A 19,865-nucleotide genomic window follows, 5' to 3' on the forward strand; every position below is an offset into this window, starting at 1 on the left:
CTGCGCGGTACAGCGCGGATCGACGCCCGGTTCGGGGTGCTTCGCGAGGAAGGCCGGGCGGGACTGGTGACATATCTCACCGCCGGTGATCCGGATCCGGCAACCTTCGAGGATATCCTCTCCCGGCTGCCGGCCGGTGGCTCTGATGTCATCGAGATTGGTATGCCTTTCACGGATCCGATGGCTGATGGCCTTGCCATTCAGCTGGCCGGCCAACGCGCCCTTGCTGCGGGTCAGACGCTGGCGCGGACGCTGGACATGGTCCGGCGGTTTCGTGAGAAGGATGACGCGACCCCGGTTATCCTGATGGGCTATTTCAATCCGATCTACCGCTATGGCGTTGACCGTTTTGTCACGGATGCCCTGGAATGCGGTGTGGACGGGCTGATCATGGTTGATCTGCCCCCGGAAGAAGATGACGAGCTGTGCCTTCAGGCCAATGCCGGCGGACTGAGTTTCATCCGGCTGGCGACCCCGACCACGGATGCGGAGCGGCTGCCGAAGGTAATGCAGAACACGTCCGGTTTTGTCTACTATGTCTCGATTGCCGGTGTCACCGGTACCGCGACGCCGGATTTCAGTGCTGTCGGCGGTGCGGTCGAGAAGCTGCGCAAGGCCAGTGGCCTGCCGATTGCTGTTGGTTTTGGTATCAAGACGCCGGAGCATGCAGCTGCGGTTGCCCGTGTGGCCGATGCTGCGGTGGTTGGTTCTGCTCTGGTGCAGCTGGTCGCGGATAATATTGATGATAAGGGCGTGGCCCAGCCGGGCCTGGTGGACGCTGTAATCGGTCATGTGAGCGCGCTGGCCGATGGCGTGCGTAAAGCGCGACTGAAAAAGGATGTCGCATGAACTGGCTGACAAATTTCGTTCGACCGAAGATCCAGCAACTCGTTCAGCGGACGGAGGTGCCGGACAATCTGTGGCACAAATGTCCGGAATGCGAGCAGATGATCTTTCACCGGGATCTGGAGAAGAACCGGCGGGTCTGTAACCATTGCGGCCATCATATGCGCCTCGACGCTATCCAGCGTCTGGAGGTGCTGTTTGATGACGGCAAGTATGAGCGTGAAATTTTGCCGAAGCCGCCGGTCGATCCGCTGAAGTTCAAGGATACCCGGCGCTATACAGACCGCATCAAGGATGCCCATACCAAGTCCGGTGAGGATGAGGCGATCATCGTCGCCACCGGCAAGATCGGTGGCGTGACCACGGTCGCTGCGGTGCTGAACTTCAGCTATATGGGCGGTTCCATGGGAATCGGCGTGGGCGAGGGCTTTGTTGCCGCGGCCCGCAAGGCCGTGAAGCTGAAAGCGCCGTTCCTTGCCGTGCCGTCTTCGGGTGGTGCCCGCATGCAGGAAGGCATCCTGTCGCTGATGCAGATGGCCCGGACAACGGTTGCCGTCAGCGAAGTGAAGGAAGCGGGGCTGCCTTATATTGTGCTGCTGGCCGATCCGACGACCGGTGGTGTGTCCGCCTCTTTTGCCATGCTTGGCGATATTGCGCTGGCAGAACCCGGTGCGATCATCGGTTTTGCCGGTGCCCGCGTGATTGAACAGACCATTCGTGAAACCCTGCCGGAAGGCTTCCAGCGGTCAGAATATCTGCTGGAACATGGCATGCTTGATATGGTCGTGCCGCGCGATGAACTGAATCAGCGTATCGGTCGTGTTCTCCGGATACTCACGTCATCCAGGCCAGCGAAGACACCGGTGCCGGACGCTGGTGACGATACGGATTTCATGACGGCAGATACGCCGGTGGCCAAGCCCGCGACCCCAATCATTGAAGACAAGAGTGACAAACCGAAAAAGTGATGCCGTTCTCGAACGGTTGATGCGGCTGCATCCCAAGTCCATTGATCTGGTGCTCGACCGGGTCTGGCGGCTGCTGTCACATGTTGGCGACCCGCAAACGAAGCTGCCACCGGTAGTGCATGTCGCGGGAACCAATGGCAAAGGCTCGACCATCGCCATGATGCGGGCGATGCTGGAGGCTGCGGGATACCGGGTGCATGTCTATACCTCTCCCCATCTCGTGCGCTTTGCCGAGCGCATTCGTCTGGCCGGTGAACTGATCCCGGAACAGATGCTGACCGACCTGCTGGAGGAATGCGAGCAGGCGAACGGTCCGGATCCGATCACCTATTTTGAAATCACCACGGTTGCTGCCTATCTGGCATTTTCGCGCACACCCGCAGATATCCTGTTGCTGGAAACCGGGCTGGGCGGGCGTCTGGATGCAACAAACGTGATTGACCGTCCGGCCCTGACCGTGATCACCCCTGTCTCCATCGATCATGTGCAGTTTCTCGGTGAGACGCTGGAAGCGATTGCCGGCGAGAAAGCCGGGATTATCAAGCCGGGTGTGGCCTGCATTTCCGGCCCGCAAAAGCCGGAGGCACTGGCGGTTCTGCAACAGCGTGCTGATGACGCTTCCGCGCCCCTGTTCGCGGCGGGCCGGGACTGGCTGGTGAAACAGACAGGTAAGGGTTTCAGCCTGCGCGGAACCAGCCGCCAGACACGGGACTATCCGCGTCCGTCACTGCCCGGTGATCACCAGGTCATCAATGCAGCGACGGCGGTTGTCGCACTGGAAAACCTGCCGGGATTTACCGTGCCCCTCGATGCCCGTCATGCTGGATTGCAGGCAGTTGACTGGCCGGCACGCATGCAGCGGCTGACCAGAGGGGAACTGGTCGACCTGTTGTCACCGGGGACTGAACTCTGGCTTGATGGCGGACATAATGCCGGGGCCGGAGAAATGCTGGCGGCGGTCCTGTCGCAATGGGATGACTGGCCGGTCCATCTGGTCTCTGGCATGATCAATACCAAGGCTTCAGATGATTTCCTGAAACCACTGGCATCGCATGTCACCAGCTTGCAGGCCGTCGCCATTCCGGGAGAGATCAATTCCCGGACGGCGGAGGAGACAGCAGGTACCGCTCGCGCCGTCGGCATAACGGCCAGTGAGGCCGGTGATGTTGCGGCGGCAATCAGGGCGATCATTGCGGCAGAGCCGAAGCCCTGCCGCATTCTGATCTGTGGTTCGCTTTATCTGGCGGGAACCGTGCTGTCCGGAAACAGCTGAGGTCCGGTACTATTCCCGGCTGATCAGCGGGAAGGCCGAGAGCTGATGCGGTTCAACTACTGGCGGTGCCGAGACCAGAAATTCCGGTCCCAGTTCGCTCAGTGACGTGACGCCCAGCAGGGCCATCACTTCATGGATTTCTTCCTGCAACAGCTGGAGCATACGGGTCACACCCTCAGCCCCTGCAGCGGACAGCGCGTAGCCGTAAAGCCGGCCGATGGCGACCATATCTGCGCCGAGGCAGAGCGCCTTGACCACATCCGACCCGCGGCAGATTGCACCATCGACAATCACCGGCGCCCGGCCGCGAACCTGCTGGATGATTTCCTTCATGGCAGAGATGGAGCCAATGCCGTGATCGAGCTGGCGGCCACCATGGTTCGACACATAGATCGCGGCCGACCCGACATCGAGGGCCATTTCTGCGTCTGCCGGATCTTCGATACCCTTGAGGACCAGACGGACATCAGGATGACGGTCGCGGAAGCGTTTGACCGCATCCCAGTCGAAGCCTGCCTGATAGTGCCGCGTATCGTCAGTGCCAACACGCCAGGGCTTGGCGAAACGGGCAGAGATATCGCGCTCCCGGCGGGAGTAGACGGCTGAATCGACAGTGATGCCGAAGAACCGGAAACCGGCATCGACAGCCTGTTTCACATATTCATCAATCCAGTCATCTCCACCCCGGATATAGAGCGAGAATCCAAGTTCTGCGTCTGGTGCAGCGGCGCGGCAATCCGGAATCGGGCTGCGGCCGACATAGGAATGCATATACATCGCCCCGGCAGCTTCGACCCCGCGGGAGACCGCCTTGCCCCCTTCCGGATGCAGATCGTCCAGGCCACCAATCGGGGCCAGCATCACGGGAAGCTGTAGCTTCGCGCCGAAAAATTCTGTTGAGCAGTCAACCTTGCGAACATCGCGCAACACTTTCTTGCGGAAGGCCAGCGTATCCAGCGCCAGACGATTGCGCTTTGCAGTCGTCTCGGTTTCTGTCGCGCCGAGCAGATATTGCCAGAGTTCCGGCTTTAGCGTGCGTCGCGCCGTGTCAGGGAATTCGTGCAGGCAGAGATAGTCTTCTTCAACACTCATGATTTCGTAATCCAGTCTTTTGTCCGGGCATAATCATAGCCGGTTGCACCGCTTCTACAATCTCCGGGATCGGTTGTTTTCACTTCCGCCCAGGCCTAGCATAAACCCTTGAGTTCCAGTCATTGTGCGGTCAGGGAAGGGAATACCGATGTCAGCAGAAACAGCAGTCCAGCGCAAAGAAACCGGCATTGTGCTGGCGGCACTGGCAGACATGTTCGGGAATCGCTATTCCGCGTCGGCATCGGTCTGCGAGCAGCATGGCCGGGGTGAGGCCTATTATGAAGTGGCCCCGCCCGATGGTGTGGTTTTTGTGCAGAGCACGGAAGAAGTGGCCTCCGTGGTGAAGCTTTGTGCGGAACATCAGGTTCCGGTCATTCCCTTCGGTACGGGCACTTCGCTTGAAGGTCATACCCAGGCGCTTATGGGCGGGGTCTGTATTGACCTGTCGATGATGAATCAGGTTGTCGAGGTCAATGCCGAGGATATGGATGTTACGGTGCAGGCGGGCGTGACCCGCAAGGCGCTGAACGAATATCTGCGCGATACCGGACTGTTTTTCCCCATTGATCCGGGGGCGGATGCCAGTCTTGGCGGCATGGCAGCGACCCGGGCGTCGGGCACCAATGCGGTGCGTTATGGCACGATGCGCGAGAATGTGCTGGCGCTGACCGTGGTACTGGCGGACGGACGGATTATCCGGACCAGTCGCCGGTCGCGCAAATCGGCTGCCGGTTATGATCTGACCCGGCTGTTTGTCGGCTCGGAAGGCACGCTGGGGGTCATCACGGAAGTCACGCTGCGCGTCTATGGTATTCCCGACGCAATTTCAGCGGCGGTCTGCGCCTTCCCCAGCATTGAAGATGCGGTGAATACGGTGATTACGACGATCCAGATGGGGGTGCCGGTGGCCCGGATCGAACTGCTGGATGCGGATCAGCTGGATGCGGTGAACCAGTATTCCGGACTGGATTATGCGGTTGCCCCGACATTGTTTTTTGAATTCCACGGCACCGAACGCGGTGTCGCTGAACAGGCCGAACAGGTTCAGGCCGTCGCCGGGGAATATGGTGCCACGGACTTCCGCTGGTCGACGCTGGCGGAAGAACGCTCGAAACTGTGGCAGGCACGGCATGACGCCTATTATGCGGGCCTTGCCATGCGGCCGGGCTGCAAAGCCTTCTCATCGGATGTCTGTGTACCGATCAGCCGTCTCGCCGAGTGTATTACCGAGACCTACAGGGATCTCGAAAAGTCGGAACTTTATTGCCCCATCGTCGGCCATGTCGGTGACGGAAATTTCCATGTGCTGTTCATTTTTGATCCGGAAAAACCAGAGCAGCTGGAAGAGGCAAAGGCCCTGAATGAACGGATCGTTCACCGGGCGCTGGCTATGGATGGCACCTGTACCGGCGAACATGGCATCGGCTATGGCAAGAAACATTTCCTGACGGCGGAACATGGTGGCGATGCAGTCAGCGTCATGCGTTCCCTGAAACTCGCCCTCGACCCGCAGAACATCATGAACCCCGGCAAGATCGTAAGTGTCTGAGACCGGTTACGGCGGAGGAAACTGCGGTTTCTGACTGGTTCCCGGATCGGAGTCCGGGATCACATGGCAGGTAGCCGGAGGGTATCCTTCAGCCCGGTTTCTCGTCTGTTGGCTTCACGGCGGATGCTTCAGCCATTTTCCAGAACCGGGAGAAGCGTTTCATATCCGGTTTGCCGTCGGGTGTGACCAGTGCCGGTGGATCGATCAGATCAAGCGGGATTTGCTGGCGTATTTCGGCAACCAGACGCTTCAGGTCCGGTGCGACCGGGGTGGTTGCAATGATCCGGTCGCACGCCAGTTCCTTCGCCCGCGCCAGCAAGACTTCTGTCGTCGGCCCGCGCCAGATTTCCGCACCACAGGCCATCGCCGATTCATAGATGAAGGTCAGTCGCTTCATGCCGTAAGGGCGGTGCATCAGGAATGCATCGTCAAAGACAATGACCCTCGGTGCTTTGGGTGCGGCTTTTACGGCGGGGCTGTCAGCGCCCAGGGCATCTTCATGTATCCAGATCAGAGATGTCATTTTCGGGCAGCCATTTTCGGGAACAGTTCTGCCTGCAGATCCTCGTAACTTTTGTCGAAGGGGCAGTTATTCTGCCGGGGGCAATCCCGGCAATGAACGCCCCGGGTATATTCTTCAAGATTCTCGCGATTGAAGTAGTAGGGGCGGCTTGAGAAGGTGCTGGCTATCCACTGCCAGGACAGGTTGTTCGCCGCTTCATCGCCATCCAGCAGGTGCAGCAGGAACCATTTCGCCCCGGCCTGCCATTTTATCTGGCGGTGATGCACCACATAGGCTGCCACATACATCCGGACATGATTATGCAGATAGCCGGTATCAGCCAGTTCGCGGGCAAAGTCATCCATACAGGCAAGACTTGTCTGGCCGGTGGAAATATCGTCCGGCAGGTTGTCCTGATAATCTTCGGCGCTGAAACCTGTTTTCCAGTTCTCGCGATCCGCCCAGACATCATCCCCGATGACATCATGAATCCTGAGCCAGTAATCCCGCCAGACCAGTTCGCGGATCAGCTTGTACCCGGCTTTCGGGCCGGAGCGTGACAGAACCTCGTCCCGCGCCTCGGCCAGCCCGACGATGCCGTGGCGGATATAGGGAGACAGTCGGGTCACCGCACCATCGGTAAAATTCCGGCTGCGGGCATAGTCGCCGGGCTTCATGGCTTCGAACCGCACCAGTGCCGGAACCGGCCCTCCCCGCATGGGCGAGATGGCTCCCTTATCCCGGGCGGCAATTTCCGGGAAGGCGTCGAGCAGCCAGTCCGTCAGTTCTTTGCGCTGGCTGAATTCTGCCGGAAGTCGTTGATGTTCCATGCCTTATGATGGAACGGCCTGACGGCAGGTGCAATCGCCGTTGGTGTGGGATCCTGAACCTGTTTTGGGGTCGGTCGCATAGAGGCTCCGTTTCTGGCTCACCTTGCCGGAAGACGGAACCCGGTCATGAAGGCCGGGTTCCGGATATGATCCGCAAGGACAGGCGGTCAGGAGACCAGTTGCAGACGGGTTACGCCGGCCTGTGCAGCACTGTCGGAGGCTGTGCCATAAGCCTGATTGACCGCACTGGCGACGGCGCGGAGTGAGGCAGCGGTGATGTTGGTATGGATACCGACACCCCAGACCTTCCGGCCATCCGGCGTTTCTGCCTCGACATAGGCTGCTGCCCGGGCATCAGAGCCGGTGGTCATTGAATGCTCATGATAGTCGAGCACCCGGATTTCCTGACCACAATTCTCCCGGATGGCAGTGACAAAGGCATCAATCGGGCCGGTGCCGGTGCCGGTGATGACCTTGCGCTCACCCTCATGATTGACGGTTGCGGTCAGGACACGCCGTTCAGAAGCATGTGAATCCGGCATCGAGGTATGCTCCACGAACTGTATCGGCTCAGCCGGTGTCAGGAAGGATTCCTCAAAAATCCGCCAGATTTCGCCCGGTGTGATTTCCTTGCCGGTCTCGTCAGCAACCCGCTGCACCACATCGGTGAAGCTGATTTGCAGACGGCGCGGCAGGTCGAGGCCATATTCATTGTTCAGCACATAGGAAACGCCGCCCTTGCCGGACTGGCTGTTCACCCGGATCACGGCCTCGTAGGAGCGACCGACATCCATCGGGTCAATCGGCAGATAGGGGACTTCCCAGACCGGCGAATTGGATGACTTCATGGCGGTCATGCCCTTCTTGATCGCGTCCTGATGCGATCCGGAAAAAGCGGTATAGACCAGATCCCCGGCGTAAGGATGGCGTTCATGCACGGGCAACTGGTTGCAGTATTCTGCGCAGCGCCGGACTTCATCAATGTTGGAGAAATCCAGTTCCGGATCTACCCCCTGCGTGAACATGTTCAGGGCCAGGGTCACGACATCGACATTGCCGGTGCGCTCGCCGTTACCGAACAGGGTGCCTTCGATCCGGTCCGCGCCGGCCATGACGCCCAGTTCTGCAGCAGCAACACCGGTGCCCCGGTCGTTATGAGGATGCAGGGACAGAATGATCGAATCGCGGTTCCTGAAATTGCGGTCCATCCATTCGATCTGGTCGGCATAGATGTTGGCAGACGACATTTCCACAGTTGCCGGCAGGTTGAAGATGATCGGCTTTTCCGGTGTCGGCTGAAACACGTCCATGACGGCTTCGCAGACATCGCGGGCATAATCCAGTTCCGTGCCGGTAAAGCTTTCCGGGGAATACTGGTAGATGATGTTCGTGGCTGATTGCGCATCTGCCAGCCTGCGGACCTGTTCAGCGCCTTTCACGGCGATATCCATGATCCCGGCCTGGTCCTGATTGAAGACCACGCGGCGCTGCAGGGTGGAGGTTGAATTGTAGAGATGGACGATGGCGTTTTTGGCGCCGTCGATGGATTCGAATGTCCGGTCGATCAGATGCTCACGGGCCTGTGTCAGGACCTGAATCGTGACGTCATCGGGAATCATTCCGTCATCGATCAGCTTGCGGACAAAATCGAAATCCGTCTGCGAGGCGGATGGAAAACCGACTTCGATTTCCTTGAACCCGATATCCACCAGCATCTGAAACATTTTGGTCTTGCGGGCGGCGTCCATCGGTTCGATCAGCGCCTGATTGCCGTCACGCAGATCGACGGAACACCAGATCGGTGCCTTGTCGATGGTTCGGCCGGGCCACTGACGGTTCGGCAAATCGATGGGCTGGAACTTCTGGTACTTGTGAATGGGCATCTTGGCCATGGGTCTTGCTCCTCTGGATGACAGGCTGCGCTCTGCGCGTCTGTCTGGAATCATTAAACGGGGGAGCGGCAGTATCTACGGACGCCGGATGAGCCGCGAATCAGCTCCGGCGGCCGCCGATAAGTCGCAGAAGTGCTATGGCGTCAGCACGGAGGGAACCAGAGGCGGGGATAATCTTGGATGTCATGGTCATGGAAATATGTCGTCAGAAAATCAGAAACAGAACGGCGTCAGCCCGGCTCGCTCAGGCGGCCGGGGTTGTAAGTCGTAGCACCAGATCTGTGATATTTCTGTCTAACATAAGCTGAAAATGGCAGCAGGGCGCGCGCGGGTCAAGTCTTTCAGCAGTTATTGTTCGGTAGCCCGGCGTTTCAGACTCTCTGCATCATAGCCCGCAAGCCGCCTGTAATCGGTGGTCAGCTGTTCCAGTTCTGTCTGTGAAATCAGGTCTTCAATCCGGTCTGCCGGGGTTTTGACTCTTGCGTCGGCCAGGTCCAGAACCGCTTCGGGGCCGGACTTCCGGTTGCGCAATACGACGGCATTGGTTTTCTCCCGACGGGCCGCTTCATAGGCGGTCAGACCATCCAGAGGTCCGTGTTCGGTCAGGCAATTGCCCAGCACGCCGCCATCCAGAATTGCCTGTGACGCACCGTTTGCGCCGATGGGATACATCGGATGAGCGGCATCGCCGAGCAGGGTAACCCGGTCAAAGGTCCAGCGGTCGAGCGGTTCCCGGTCGATCATCGGATATTCAAACACGGTTTCGGTTGCGGCAAACAAGGCAGGCAGATCAAGGAAATCGAGCCCGAATTCATGAAAGCGACTGATAAATTCCCGGCTGCCTTCGCGGCGCCAGTCGCCGGGGTTAAGCGGACGGGGGGTGTCGAAGCGGACTTCAGCGACCCAGTTCACCAGTGATTTGCCCCGCTTCGCGGCCTCGGAGGAGATCGGATAGGTTACCAGCTTCACGTCGTGGTTTCCGGCAATCACCATCGTCCGGCCATCAAGGAAGGGTGATTGTTCATGCGCACCGCGCCACATCATCACCCCTTCATAGCTGACCGGTGGCTGATTCGGGTGCAGGGCCGCGCGAACCGCAGAATGGATGCCATCAGCACCAATCAGAATATCGCCTGTTGCGGTGGTGGTCTGTGCGGGGTCAGTGCCGGAGATAAACTGTGCGGTGACACCGGTTGCCGTCTGGTCAAATGTTTCCAGCCGGTGATCTGACCGAACCACATCCCCCGCCTCGCGGCGGAGTGCTTCCAGCAGCAGGAACTGGAGATGTCCCCGGTGGATGGAATATTGCGGAAACGGCGCGCCGGAGGCGAGGCCGCAGGGGTCGGCATAGATCAGCTGGCCGAATCTTGTGCGGTACTGGATTTCGCGCGTCTCGATCCCGGTGGCCGCGAGCGCGTCACCAAGCCCAAGACCGATCAGTTCGCCGGCGCCATGCGGCAGCAGATTGATACCGACACCGAGCGGTTTGATCTCGCTGACCTGTTCATAAACAGCGACCTCGATACCCCGGCGATGCAGTTGCAGCGCGGCTGTCAGCCCGCCGATTCCGGCGCCGACAATGATTGCCTTCATAGGCTTGTCCTTCCCGTTGACTCTTTCCGGTCGTTTGTCAGGCTACAGTTTGGCCGATAGCGGACAGCCTGCAACCATTGAAGAGTGTTATTTATGACGGCCCCTGAAACGATAGCTTTGACCCGCCCTGCATCCGGCGGGAAGGCCGTGATCATTTGTGACCATGCAACCAACTTCATACCCGACCGCTATGCTGATCTGGGGCTGGATGCAGCCCGGCTGAGCGAACATATCGCCTGGGATCCGGGCGCGATCGAGGTTGCCGAGCGCATGTCCGAGCGGCTGGATGCACCGGTTGCAGCGGCTGGTCTTTCCCGTCTTGTGATTGATATGAACCGGCCGGAAGGTGCGGCAGGCTCAATCGTTTCTGTCAGTGATGGTGTGGTTGTGCCGGGGAATCAGCAGTTATCAGACAGGGACCGGCGGCAGCGTTTTGAAGATCATCATATCCCCTACCATCAGGGGATCGGGGATTTGCTGGACCGGCGCGCGGCGCTGACGACCGCGGTGATTGCCCTGCACAGTTACACACCGGTTCACAGCGGTAAGACCCGGCCCTGGGATATCGGTATTCTGCATAACGGGGATACGGCTTTGGCCGGGCCATTGCTCGACGCATTGTCGGCCATGCCGGGGCTGGTTGTCGGTGAAAACGAACCCTACAGCCCGGCAGATGATGTTTACTACACCCTGCAGCGACATGCGGTGTCGCGCGGGCTGGCGCATGTGATGATCGAAATCCGCAACGACCGGATCGCGACACCACAGGGGCAACAGGACTGGGGGAACCGGCTGGCGGATATCATATCCCGGGTCCTGTGACCGGTGTCAGCCGTTTCGCCGGTCCACGATTGAGGTTAGGCAATGGTCTGATTTGAGTTGCCGGGCGACAGCAGGATCACGCACTTCCGCGTGGGCGACGCGATAATCGGTGCCATCCGGATAGAGGAAGACATCGAGAATGCAGCCGTCTGTGGTGTAGCGCCACATCTCGGCCGGCTTGTCACGGCGCCGAAAACCCGGTTCGCCAAAAATCCGGGTTACCTGATTATCGCTGAGACCATAGAGTTGCTGCGGATTGTCTGCGAAGGGCAGACGATAACGCGGTGCTTCCTGTACATGTTTTTCCACCACGTCGACCGATGCAGCCACCTGTGCGACGGCCTCCGGTTCCTGTGTCGTGGTGCATCCTGTCAGTAACAGCCCGGTGCAGGCAAAGGCCAGTGAAAGGCCGATCACCCGGTTGACCATCAGTCGTCATGCTCCGAAGGGGAGGCGATCTTCTTGATCTGGCCGCTGACTTCGCCACCAGCTTCAATAACGATCTCGCCGTAATGAATTGTCCCGAGCACCTGTCCGCCGACGCGAACAAGCAGACGGTTTCGGACAGTCAGTTCACCGTCAAACCGGCCGCTGATTTCCGCATCATCAACTTCTGCTGCACCCTTGAACAGGCCGCTTTCCAGAATTTCAATGCTGCGGGCGTCAGACAGGGCTGCTTCCACAGTACCTTCGACAACAAGGGTTTCACATTCCCGGATCTCACCGGAAAGGTTGATTTCCTTGCCAACGAAAAGCTTCTTGGCTTCCTCGCCTGTGCCGCCGGCAACAGGTCTGCGGGAATAGCCGGGCAGGTCAACCACACGGCGCGCAGGTTCGGGGCGATAGCCCGCAGAAGGCGATTTCGCCGGGCTGTGTGTGCCCTTTTTTGAGAACGGCTTCAACGGCGGCGCGTCCAGATCGTTTTCTTGTTTGTCGGAAGTGTCATCTGCCATATCGCAAACCCCGTGCGAATCGATAGTGCGTCTGTTTAACTTTATTTCGCAATGTTGAAAAGCTTTCCTGCCAATTTGCTTTCGGTTTTTTCCCGATCACATTGATACCAAATTAGAATCGCTCTATGCTGCGGTGCGGCGAAGACGCTCAAGCAGATGCAGCATCGCTGCCGTCGCGACAAGCGGGGCTGCCAGATTGGCAACCGGAATTGTCATGACAAAGGCGACGAGCACACCAAAACCGAAAATCTTGGCGGAATTGCGGCGCTTCAGTATCCGGGCATCGGCTTCGTTCAGGCGACGCTCGGACAGCATCTGATAAAATTCCCGTCCCAGCAGCACACCGTTCAGGCCATAATAGATCAGGATATTTGCACCCGGCAGCAGATAGAGCGGCAGTGCCAGAATGTTCAGCAGTACCGCGGTGGTAATGAATTTCAGCGAGTTGATGATGCTGGTCAGGACGGGCACCTGCCGGGTTTCACCGAGTTCCGGATAGTGCTTTCGTTCAACGGCGCGGGCGACATCTTCCAGCAGCAGGCCAACAACCGAGGTCACCACCAGCGGAAACAGGAACCAGGCAATGGCGACACCGCCGAGGCCAGCTACGATTCCCAGCAGCCAGTCGACCGCGCTGCCGATAAATTCATTCAGCCAGTCAAAGCCCCATTCCGGCTGCGTCCAGGCGAGCATGGCTTCCCGTGCACCCCACCAGACCAGTCCGCCAAGGATCAGCAGCACGACAAGGCCACCTAGAATGCCCAGCAGAAGGACGCGGCGGAACGCCGGATCAGGCAATTGTTTCAGGGCTTTGGAAAAGGCGTCGAACATCGATCTCTCGAACGGTTAAATGATAAGGGGGATCGCGGCTTTTCTATCACGCGCGCATGCCTATACTGCGCCCGCTTCCGGACCGGCAAGGAAAAAACGGCATATGACTGATACCCGATTTGATGTGACCTGCATTGGCAACGCCATTGTTGATGTGATCGCCAGCGCTGATGACAGCTTTCTGGCGGACAACGAAATTATCAAAGGTGCGATGAACCTGGTTGACGAAAACCGGTCGAACGCCCTCTACGAGCGTATGCCGGCCGGTGTCGAGCAATCTGGTGGTTCGGCAGGCAACACAGCGGCTGGCATTGCATCGCTTGGCGGCAAGGCGGCTTATATCGGCAAGGTGCGGGACGATCAGCTCGGGGGCATCTTTGCGCATGACCTGCGGGCGACGGGTGTGCATTTCGGGACGCCCATGGCGACAACCGGGCCATCGACGGCGCGTTGCCTGATTATCGTGACGGAAGACGCCCAGCGGTCGATGAACACCTATCTCGGGGCCTGTGTTGAACTGAGCCCGGAAGATATTGATCCGGAGATCATCGCGGCATCGCAGGTGACCTATATGGAAGGCTATCTGTTTGATCCGCCAAAGGCGAAAGAAGCCTTCCGGCGGGCGTCGGAAATTGCCCATGCAGCGGGCCGCAAGGTTTCGATGACCCTGTCGGACTCCTTCTGTGTTGACCGCTATCGCGATGAGTTCCGTGACTTCATTACCAGTCATGTGGATATCCTGTTCGGCAATGAAGACGAAATTAAGTCATTGTATCAGGTTGAGAACTTTGATGATGCCTTTCAGCATCTCCGCGGAGCCTGTGAAACGGTCGCCCTGACACGCAGCGAAAAGGGTGCGGTTATCGTCGCGGGAGATGAAATACATGTGCTTGATGCGGCTCCTGTTGAGAAAGTCATCGACACAACGGGTGCAGGTGATCTATATGCCGCAGGATTCCTGTTCGGTTACACGAACGGCAGAAGCCTGAGCGAAGCGCATCATATAGGTGCGAAAGCCGCCGCCGAGATCATCAGTCACTATGGCGCGCGTCCTTCCCGGGCGTTGAAGACACTGATCTGACACAGGGGCCGTCTGTAAGGGACGCCCATTACCGCCCGAAGCAGGGCATTTGAAACGGATTCATTATGAGCTTCCGCAATATTGCGATTATCGCGCACGTCGATCATGGCAAGACCACTCTGGTCGACCAGCTGCTGAAACAGTCCGGTACGTTCCGGCAGAACCAGCAGGTCGCCGAGCGCGCCATGGACTCCAATGACCTGGAACGGGAACGCGGGATCACCATCCTTGCGAAATGTACCTCGGTCGACTGGGAAGGTACCCGCATCAATATCGTCGACACACCGGGCCATGCCGATTTCGGTGGCGAGGTGGAACGTATTCTCAGCATGGTCGACGGTGTTGCCCTGCTGGTCGATGCCTCTGAAGGGGCCATGCCGCAGACCAAGTTTGTCACCATGAAGGCTCTGGCGCTTGGCCTGAAGCCGATTGTGGTGGTCAACAAGGTCGACAAGCCGGATGGCCGGCCTGACGAAGTGCATGAAGAAGTCTTCGATCTTTTCGCCGCCCTGGGCGCCACTGACGAACAGCTCGACTTCCCGATCCTCTACGCTTCGGCGAAACAGGGCTGGGCATCTGAGACGACGGAACAGACCGACAGTCTGGCCGCCCTGTTCAACACCATCGTCCGGCATGTACCACCGGCGGCCGGTGATGCGGATGCGCCGTTCTCGATGCTGGTGACGACACTGGAATCCGATCCCTATCTCGGCCGTATCCTGACTGGCCGGATTGCCACGGGCGTGGCGAAGCGGAACATGTCCATCCGTGGCCTTGATTCAACGGGCAAGGTCATCGAGCAGGGTCGCCTGTCGAAGATTCTGGCCTTCCGGGGTCTGGAACGTGTGCCGGTTGAGGAAGCTGTTGCCGGTGACATCATCGCTGTCGCGGGTCTGCAGACGGCTACGGTTGCCAATACGATCGGTGATGTCGAACTGACGGCGGCCCTGCCGGCCCAGCCGATTGATCCGCCGACGCTGGCGATGACCTTTGCCGTTAACGATTCACCGATTGCCGGGCGTGAGGGTGACAAGGTTACCTCTCGCATGATCCGTGACCGGCTGATGCGTGAGGCTGAAATCAATGTCGCCATCCGGGTTACCGAATCCGCTGAAAAGGACGCCTTTGAAGTTGCCGGACGTGGTGAGCTTCAGCTTGGTGTTCTGATCGAGAATATGCGCCGTGAAGGATTTGAGCTGTCTATCAGCCGTCCGCGCGTGCTGTTCAAGAACGATCCTGACAGCGGTCAGCGCATGGAACCGATTGAAGAAGTCGTGGTCGATGTGGATGACGAATATTCCGGTGTCGTGGTTGAAAAGATGGGCCTGCGCCGGGCAGAAATGACCGATATGCGCCCGTCAGGTGGCGGCAAGACGCGGGTGACTTTCCATGCGCCGGCACGTGGCCTGATCGGGTATCACGGTGAATTCCTGACCGATACACGGGGCACCGGCATCATGAACCGGCTGTTCCATTCCTATGCTCCTTACAAAGGACCGATTCAGGGACGCCGGAATGGTGTGCTGATCTCCACCGGTTCCGGAAATGCGGTGGCATATGCGCTCTGGAATCTTGAAGAGCGCGGGGTCATGTTCGTTGATCCGGGTGCCGCCCTTTATGAAGGCATGATCATCGGTGAGAATTCGAAAACCGGTGATCTTGAAGTCAACCCGCTGAAAGCCAAGCAGCTGACCAATATCCGGGCCTCGGGCAAGGATGATGCGATCAAGCTGACGCCGCCGCGCCGGATGACGCTGGAACAGGCACTGGCCTATATCGATGAAGACGAGCTGGTGGAAGTGACGCCGGAGTCGATTCGCCTCCGCAAAAGCCTGCTGGACCCGCATGAGCGCAAGAAAGCCTCGCGGCAGCGCGAAGCAAGCTGACGCCTGATTGATGCCGAAGACGCTGCGCAGCTTCCGTTCGCTGCCCCGCCGGGGTATGCGACGGCGCTGGTGGCTGTTTCGGCCGGGTGACTGGATCGCCCGCTTTCTGCCGGTACTGAAGCCGAAGCGTGGCCTGATGATTGTCCGTCTGGATGGCATCGGGGATATGGTGCTGTTCCGGCCGACGCTGGACAGCTATGCCGAGGCGTTCGGTATTCCACGCAGCGACATCACCATCGTTGGCTGCAAGTCCTGGGCAGGGCTGACTGATATTGCCTTTGCCGGTTATCGGGTGATTGCCATTGATGAGCACGCCTTTGAACGGCGTGCCTGGTACAGGCTCAGAATTGCCCTGCTGATTCGCTGGCAGAACCCGAAGACAACCGTCTGTGACATGTTCTTCCGCAAGGCGATTGCGGCAGACAGCCTGGTCTGGTTGTCAGGTGCGGCGGAGACCATCGTCTCCCGGCCCTATATCAGCGCCGCCACCGAGGCGGAGTTCGATTATTACCTCGCCCGGTTTACCCGTGTGATTGATACCGGCGCCTATCCGGTACATGAAACGATCCGGCATTTCCGTTTCATCTCGGCGATTGCCGGGCAATCGATTACACCGCTGACGCCGTCGATTGCCTGGCGTGACCAGCCGCCACCGATAGACGAAGGCCGTCCTTATGTGGTGCTGAATTTCGGATCGAACGAGTATGGCCGGCGCTGGCCGTTCGCGAGCTATCTGGATATTGCCGAGCAGTTGCTGGATCACGGATTTCGGGTTGCCTTCGTCGGTGCAGCGGGAGAATCCGATGTTCACGAACAGCTTCGCTACCGGCTGAACCGGCCGGGTGTGATCGATCTGATTGGCCGTACAAGCCTGCCGGAGTTGCTGGACCTGTTGCGTTATGCGGCGGGGATGGTCAGTAATGATACTGGTCCGGCGCATCTTGGTATTGCGGTGGGCACGCCAACACTGGTTATTGTTGGTGGCGGCCATTATGGCAGTTTTGTTCCCTATCCGGAGACGATTCGCCCTCCGAATGCGCATTTCATCAATGTCGAGATGGACTGTTATCACTGCTACTGGCGCTGCCACAAAAGAGCGACCAAGTTTGATGTGTTTCCCTGTGTGGCAAGCGTGCCGACAGAGGCTGTGTGGCAGAAGGTCAGCGATATGCTGGAGTTGCCGGCAAGTCAGGCTGCGGAATAAGCGTTGCAGCCTGCGCGCTGGCGGTGCTACAGCCGATGCATGAGATATTCCCTGCGACAGTTCCGTTGGTCTGAAGGTCGGCGATCTTCCGGCCCCGCAATCCGGAGTGCGGTATGAGTTCCTATCTGGCGGCAATGGCCGACCGGTTTGCCGATGCAACGCGACCGTCGCGGACGGGTGAGGCCTCCGGTGTGTTGCTGGTTTCTGCCGGCGGGCTGGGTGACACAATTCTGTTCTCGCATCTGGCAGAGCGATTTGCCGCGCTGGCGGAGCCGGGAGAAAAGATCACCATCCTGTTGCGCCGCGACGGTGCCAGAACCGCCTTTCTGCTGCCGGAGGACTGGGAGGTCATCACCATCGACTTTCCACGTTTCCGCAAGAACATGTCCTATCGCAGTGAACAGTCGATGATGCTCTACCGGCGTCATTTCAGGCTGGTTGTTTCAACTGACTTCCTGCGCCATCCCGAGATCGATGAACGGATGATGCTGGCCTGTGCCGCGCCGCGGACTGTGGCGATGAAAGCCAAGCCCTGGGAGAAATATGCGTCTGCACTGGCAGGCCATGAACAGCGCTTCAGTCAGGTCTGGGACTCCGGCCCTGTTCTGCAGGACAAGATGCTGCGCTGGGCGGCTTTTGCGGACTGGCTGACGGGAGAGGTTTCTCCACCACCGGCATTGCCCTTGCCGTCGGTCCGTCTGCCCGAAGCAGCGCATTTCGACCGGCCAACGGTCCTGATTCAGGCCTTCTCGGCGGTCAAAGAGAAGCAATGGCCAGCCACACGATATGCCGCATTGCTGGACCGGTTGCCGGTGGGTACCGAGGTCAGGTTTCTCGGTGCGCCGGGGGAACTGGAGGCAAATCCGGATTATGCCGATCTGATTGCCCGCCCGAATGTCAGTTTTGATACCTCGACCTTTGAGCAACTGGTGCCGATGCTGCGTGGGGCGGCGCTGGTCATCTCTGCCGATACGGCGGTCATGCATCTGGCGGCGGCGGTGGGCGGGCGAACCTTATGTATCGCCTCGGCAGCTTATGTTGGCGAGATTGTGCCTTATGCGCCGGAACTGCTGCCGGACAATCTCACCGTTCAGTATCAGTCCATGCCCTGCGAGGGTTGTTTGGGGGATTGCCGGTTCGAGGCGATCGACGGCATGTATCCCTGTCTCGCGCAACTGCCGGTATCTGCTGTCCATGATGCTGTGGACCGCCTGCTGGAGAGCAGCCAGTGACCGCCCGCCTGCCGGGTGGCATACAGGTTTATCTGCAGCGTCGCGTGCTGACGATGTTCTTCTTCGGCTTTTCCAGCGGTCTGCCGCTGCTGCTGGTTTTTTCGACCCTGAGCTACTGGATGCGGGATGTCGGTGTTTCACTGACCACCATCGGTCTGTTTGCCATTGCGCGCAGCCCCTATTCTCTCAAGTTTCTCTGGGCACCGCTGATTGACCGTCTGCCGATCCCCGGGCTGACGACCCGGTTTGGCCGGCGACGGGGCTGGGCATTGCTGACACAGGTCTGCCTGATGGCGGCAATTGTGGCGCTGGGGTCCACGGATCCGACGGTCACACCAACGCTGACCGCCTTTTTCGCCCTGATTGTCGCTTTCTGTTCGGCCAGCCAGGATATCGTGATTGATGCCTATCGTGTCGACCTGCTGTCGGATGAAGAACAGGGCGCCGGGGCCGCCATGGCGGTTCAGGGATATCGCATCGGCCTGCTGATTGCCGGGGGCGGGGCCATCGGTTTGCATGCGGCGCTGGACTGGAGTGTTGTCTATGTGGTGATGGCGGCCTGTATCATCGTCGGAATGATTGCCGTGCTGGTGACGCCGGAACCGCCACAACCGGACGAGCCGGAGATTGTCGGATCTGCCAGTCGTGGCCGCGTCAGACAGTTTTTCCAGACTGCCGTTATCGCTCCCTTCGCCGATTTCATGAAGCGTCCGGGATGGCTGGCGATTTTAGTCTTCATCATGCTGTACAAGCTGGGGGATGCCTATCTCGGGGCGATGGCCAATCCGTTTTATGTGGATATGGGATTCACCGATCTTGAAGTGGCGTCGATCAGCAAGGGATTTGGTCTTGGGGCAACAATTATTGGTGCCCTGATTGGGGGCGCTGTGGTTTATCGCCTCGGCATTATCCGTGCCCTGCTGGTTTGCGGCTGTCTTGCAGCCCTGTCGAATCTGGTTTTTGTGGCACAGGCTTATGTTGGCCACAGCGTGCCGATGCTGATTGTCACCATCGCCAGCGAGAATATTGCCGGTGCGATGTCGATCACGGCGTTCGTTGCCTATATGTCGAGCCTGTGCAACCTGGCCTATACGGCAACGCAATATGCGCTGCTGACCTCTTTCATGGCGGCGGCGCGTGATCTGCTGTCGGCTTCGTCTGGCTGGCTGGCGGAAACAGCCGGGTGGATCGGGTTCTTTCTGTTCACGACAGCGATTGCCCTGCCGGGGCTGATCTTGCTGGTCTGGATGACCCGGCGCTTTCGCCCGGATCCTGATCCGCAATCATCGCCAGCCCCGACCGTCTGACCGG

The 19,865-nt window shown here is 58.9% G+C and carries 18 protein-coding genes; 10 read left to right on the forward strand and 8 right to left on the reverse strand.

Translation table 11 applies throughout. The annotated features are described in order from the left end of the window. Genes GH722_09100 through GH722_09110 form a run of 3 tightly spaced genes read left to right on the forward strand, consistent with a single transcriptional unit; the run spans nt 1 to nt 3,087 of the window. Nucleotides 1-849 carry a tryptophan synthase subunit alpha gene (locus GH722_09100; protein MRG71927.1) on the forward strand — a complete coding sequence of 283 codons (849 nt, stop codon included), beginning with the start codon at nt 1-3 and terminating at the stop codon, nt 847-849. Beyond that, entirely contained in the window at nt 846-1,814 is a 969-nt protein-coding gene (locus GH722_09105) for an acetyl-CoA carboxylase carboxyltransferase subunit beta (GenBank protein ID MRG71928.1), read from the forward strand. The genes GH722_09100 and GH722_09105 overlap by 4 nt, the downstream gene beginning before the upstream one ends. Continuing rightward, nucleotides 1,795-3,087 carry a bifunctional folylpolyglutamate synthase/dihydrofolate synthase gene (locus tag GH722_09110; protein MRG71929.1) on the forward strand — a complete coding sequence of 431 codons (1,293 nt, stop codon included), beginning with the start codon at nt 1,795-1,797 and terminating at the stop codon, nt 3,085-3,087. The genes GH722_09105 and GH722_09110 overlap by 20 nt, the downstream gene beginning before the upstream one ends. Nucleotides 3,088-3,096: 9 nt before the next feature. On the opposite strand, the gene GH722_09115 is transcribed toward GH722_09110, so the two are convergent. Then, a complete protein-coding gene (locus GH722_09115) occupies nt 3,097-4,179 on the reverse strand; it encodes an alpha-hydroxy-acid oxidizing protein (protein ID MRG71930.1) in 1,083 nt (360 codons plus the stop codon). A 148-nt stretch (nt 4,180-4,327) separates the two neighbouring features. Here GH722_09115 and GH722_09120 point away from each other — a divergent pair, with 148 nt between their 5' ends. Further along, nucleotides 4,328-5,728, forward strand: coding sequence for an FAD-binding protein (locus GH722_09120; GenBank protein MRG71931.1), 1,401 nt, complete (start codon nt 4,328-4,330; stop codon nt 5,726-5,728). Between the two features lie 88 nt (nt 5,729-5,816). Here GH722_09120 and GH722_09125 read toward each other — a convergent pair whose 3' ends face one another. From GH722_09125 to GH722_09140, 4 genes are all read right to left on the reverse strand, one after another. Beyond that, nucleotides 5,817-6,251, reverse strand: a complete 435-nt coding sequence (locus GH722_09125) for a hypothetical protein (GenBank protein MRG71932.1) — start codon at nt 6,249-6,251, stop codon at nt 5,817-5,819. Next, on the reverse strand, nt 6,248-7,060 hold the full coding sequence (locus GH722_09130) for a deoxyribodipyrimidine photo-lyase (GenBank protein MRG71933.1): 813 nt from the start codon (nt 7,058-7,060) through the stop codon (nt 6,248-6,250). The genes GH722_09125 and GH722_09130 overlap by 4 nt, the downstream gene beginning before the upstream one ends. 167 nt (nt 7,061-7,227) lie before the next feature. Further along, a complete protein-coding gene (gene leuA, locus GH722_09135) occupies nt 7,228-9,006 on the reverse strand; it encodes a 2-isopropylmalate synthase (GenBank protein MRG71934.1) in 1,779 nt (592 codons plus the stop codon). Between the two features lie 294 nt (nt 9,007-9,300). Next, nucleotides 9,301-10,545, reverse strand: coding sequence for an NAD(P)-binding protein (locus GH722_09140; GenBank protein MRG71935.1), 1,245 nt, complete (start codon nt 10,543-10,545; stop codon nt 9,301-9,303). A 93-nt stretch (nt 10,546-10,638) separates the two neighbouring features. Between GH722_09140 and GH722_09145 the strand changes: the two genes are divergently transcribed. After that, on the forward strand, nt 10,639-11,367 hold the full coding sequence (locus tag GH722_09145) for an N-formylglutamate amidohydrolase (protein ID MRG71936.1): 729 nt from the start codon (nt 10,639-10,641) through the stop codon (nt 11,365-11,367). Nucleotides 11,368-11,373: 6 nt separating this feature from the next. Here the strand turns inward: GH722_09145 and GH722_09150 are convergent, their stop codons facing one another. The 3 genes from GH722_09150 to GH722_09160 form a co-directional block, all read right to left on the reverse strand. After that, on the reverse strand, nt 11,374-11,796 hold the full coding sequence (locus GH722_09150) for a hypothetical protein (protein ID MRG71937.1): 423 nt from the start codon (nt 11,794-11,796) through the stop codon (nt 11,374-11,376). Then, complete coding sequence (locus tag GH722_09155) at nt 11,796-12,320, reverse strand: polymer-forming cytoskeletal protein (protein ID MRG71938.1); 525 nt, start codon at nt 12,318-12,320, stop codon at nt 11,796-11,798. The genes GH722_09150 and GH722_09155 overlap by 1 nt, the downstream gene beginning before the upstream one ends. Before the next feature lie 123 nt (nt 12,321-12,443). Further along, complete coding sequence (locus tag GH722_09160; protein MRG71939.1) at nt 12,444-13,151, reverse strand: hypothetical protein; 708 nt, start codon at nt 13,149-13,151, stop codon at nt 12,444-12,446. A gap of 103 nt (nt 13,152-13,254) precedes the next feature. Here GH722_09160 and GH722_09165 point away from each other — a divergent pair, with 103 nt between their 5' ends. The 5 genes from GH722_09165 (at nt 13,255) to GH722_09185 (ending at nt 19,861) form a co-directional block, all read left to right on the forward strand. After that, nucleotides 13,255-14,232 carry an adenosine kinase gene (locus GH722_09165; GenBank protein ID MRG71940.1) on the forward strand — a complete coding sequence of 326 codons (978 nt, stop codon included), beginning with the start codon at nt 13,255-13,257 and terminating at the stop codon, nt 14,230-14,232. A gap of 65 nt (nt 14,233-14,297) precedes the next feature. Continuing rightward, complete coding sequence (gene typA, locus GH722_09170) at nt 14,298-16,118, forward strand: translational GTPase TypA (GenBank protein ID MRG71941.1); 1,821 nt, start codon at nt 14,298-14,300, stop codon at nt 16,116-16,118. Nucleotides 16,119-16,140: 22 nt separating this feature from the next. Then, entirely contained in the window at nt 16,141-17,322 is a 1,182-nt protein-coding gene (locus tag GH722_09175; protein MRG71942.1) for a glycosyltransferase family 9 protein, read from the forward strand. Nucleotides 17,323-17,435: 113 nt separating this feature from the next. Further along, on the forward strand, nt 17,436-18,554 hold the full coding sequence (locus tag GH722_09180) for a lipopolysaccharide heptosyltransferase family protein (protein MRG71943.1): 1,119 nt from the start codon (nt 17,436-17,438) through the stop codon (nt 18,552-18,554). A 53-nt stretch (nt 18,555-18,607) separates the two neighbouring features. Further along, the gene (locus GH722_09185) at nt 18,608-19,861 is read left to right on the forward strand and encodes an MFS transporter (GenBank protein ID MRG71944.1); all 1,254 of its coding nucleotides are present in this window, start codon (nt 18,608-18,610) and stop codon (nt 19,859-19,861) included. The last annotated feature ends 4 nt before the right edge of the window (nt 19,862-19,865 follow it).

This window comes from Alphaproteobacteria bacterium HT1-32 (assembly GCA_009649675.1).
Taxonomy (GTDB): domain Bacteria; phylum Pseudomonadota; class Alphaproteobacteria; order Rhodospirillales; family HT1-32; genus HT1-32.

Excerpts from the sequence above, each read along its gene's own strand:
- GH722_09105 (MRG71928.1), top strand. The coding sequence starts at position 846 with ATGAACTGGCTGACAAATTTCGTTCGACCGAAGATCCAGCAACTCGTT.
- GH722_09115 (MRG71930.1), bottom strand. The coding sequence starts at position 4,179 with ATGAGTGTTGAAGAAGACTATCTCTGCCTGCACGAATTCCCTGACACG.
- GH722_09120 (MRG71931.1), top strand. The coding sequence starts at position 4,328 with ATGTCAGCAGAAACAGCAGTCCAGCGCAAAGAAACCGGCATTGTGCTG.
- GH722_09125 (MRG71932.1), bottom strand. The coding sequence starts at position 6,251 with ATGACATCTCTGATCTGGATACATGAAGATGCCCTGGGCGCTGACAGC.
- GH722_09130 (MRG71933.1), bottom strand. The coding sequence starts at position 7,060 with ATGGAACATCAACGACTTCCGGCAGAATTCAGCCAGCGCAAAGAACTG.
- leuA (MRG71934.1), bottom strand. The coding sequence starts at position 9,006 with ATGATTCCAGACAGACGCGCAGAGCGCAGCCTGTCATCCAGAGGAGCA.
- GH722_09140 (MRG71935.1), bottom strand. The coding sequence starts at position 10,545 with ATGAAGGCAATCATTGTCGGCGCCGGAATCGGCGGGCTGACAGCCGCG.
- GH722_09145 (MRG71936.1), top strand. The coding sequence starts at position 10,639 with ATGACGGCCCCTGAAACGATAGCTTTGACCCGCCCTGCATCCGGCGGG.
- GH722_09150 (MRG71937.1), bottom strand. The coding sequence starts at position 11,796 with ATGGTCAACCGGGTGATCGGCCTTTCACTGGCCTTTGCCTGCACCGGG.
- GH722_09155 (MRG71938.1), bottom strand. The coding sequence starts at position 12,320 with ATGGCAGATGACACTTCCGACAAACAAGAAAACGATCTGGACGCGCCG.
- GH722_09160 (MRG71939.1), bottom strand. The coding sequence starts at position 13,151 with ATGTTCGACGCCTTTTCCAAAGCCCTGAAACAATTGCCTGATCCGGCG.
- GH722_09165 (MRG71940.1), top strand. The coding sequence starts at position 13,255 with ATGACTGATACCCGATTTGATGTGACCTGCATTGGCAACGCCATTGTT.
- typA (MRG71941.1), top strand. The coding sequence starts at position 14,298 with ATGAGCTTCCGCAATATTGCGATTATCGCGCACGTCGATCATGGCAAG.
- GH722_09180 (MRG71943.1), top strand. The coding sequence starts at position 17,436 with ATGAGTTCCTATCTGGCGGCAATGGCCGACCGGTTTGCCGATGCAACG.
- GH722_09185 (MRG71944.1), top strand. The coding sequence starts at position 18,608 with ATGTTCTTCTTCGGCTTTTCCAGCGGTCTGCCGCTGCTGCTGGTTTTT.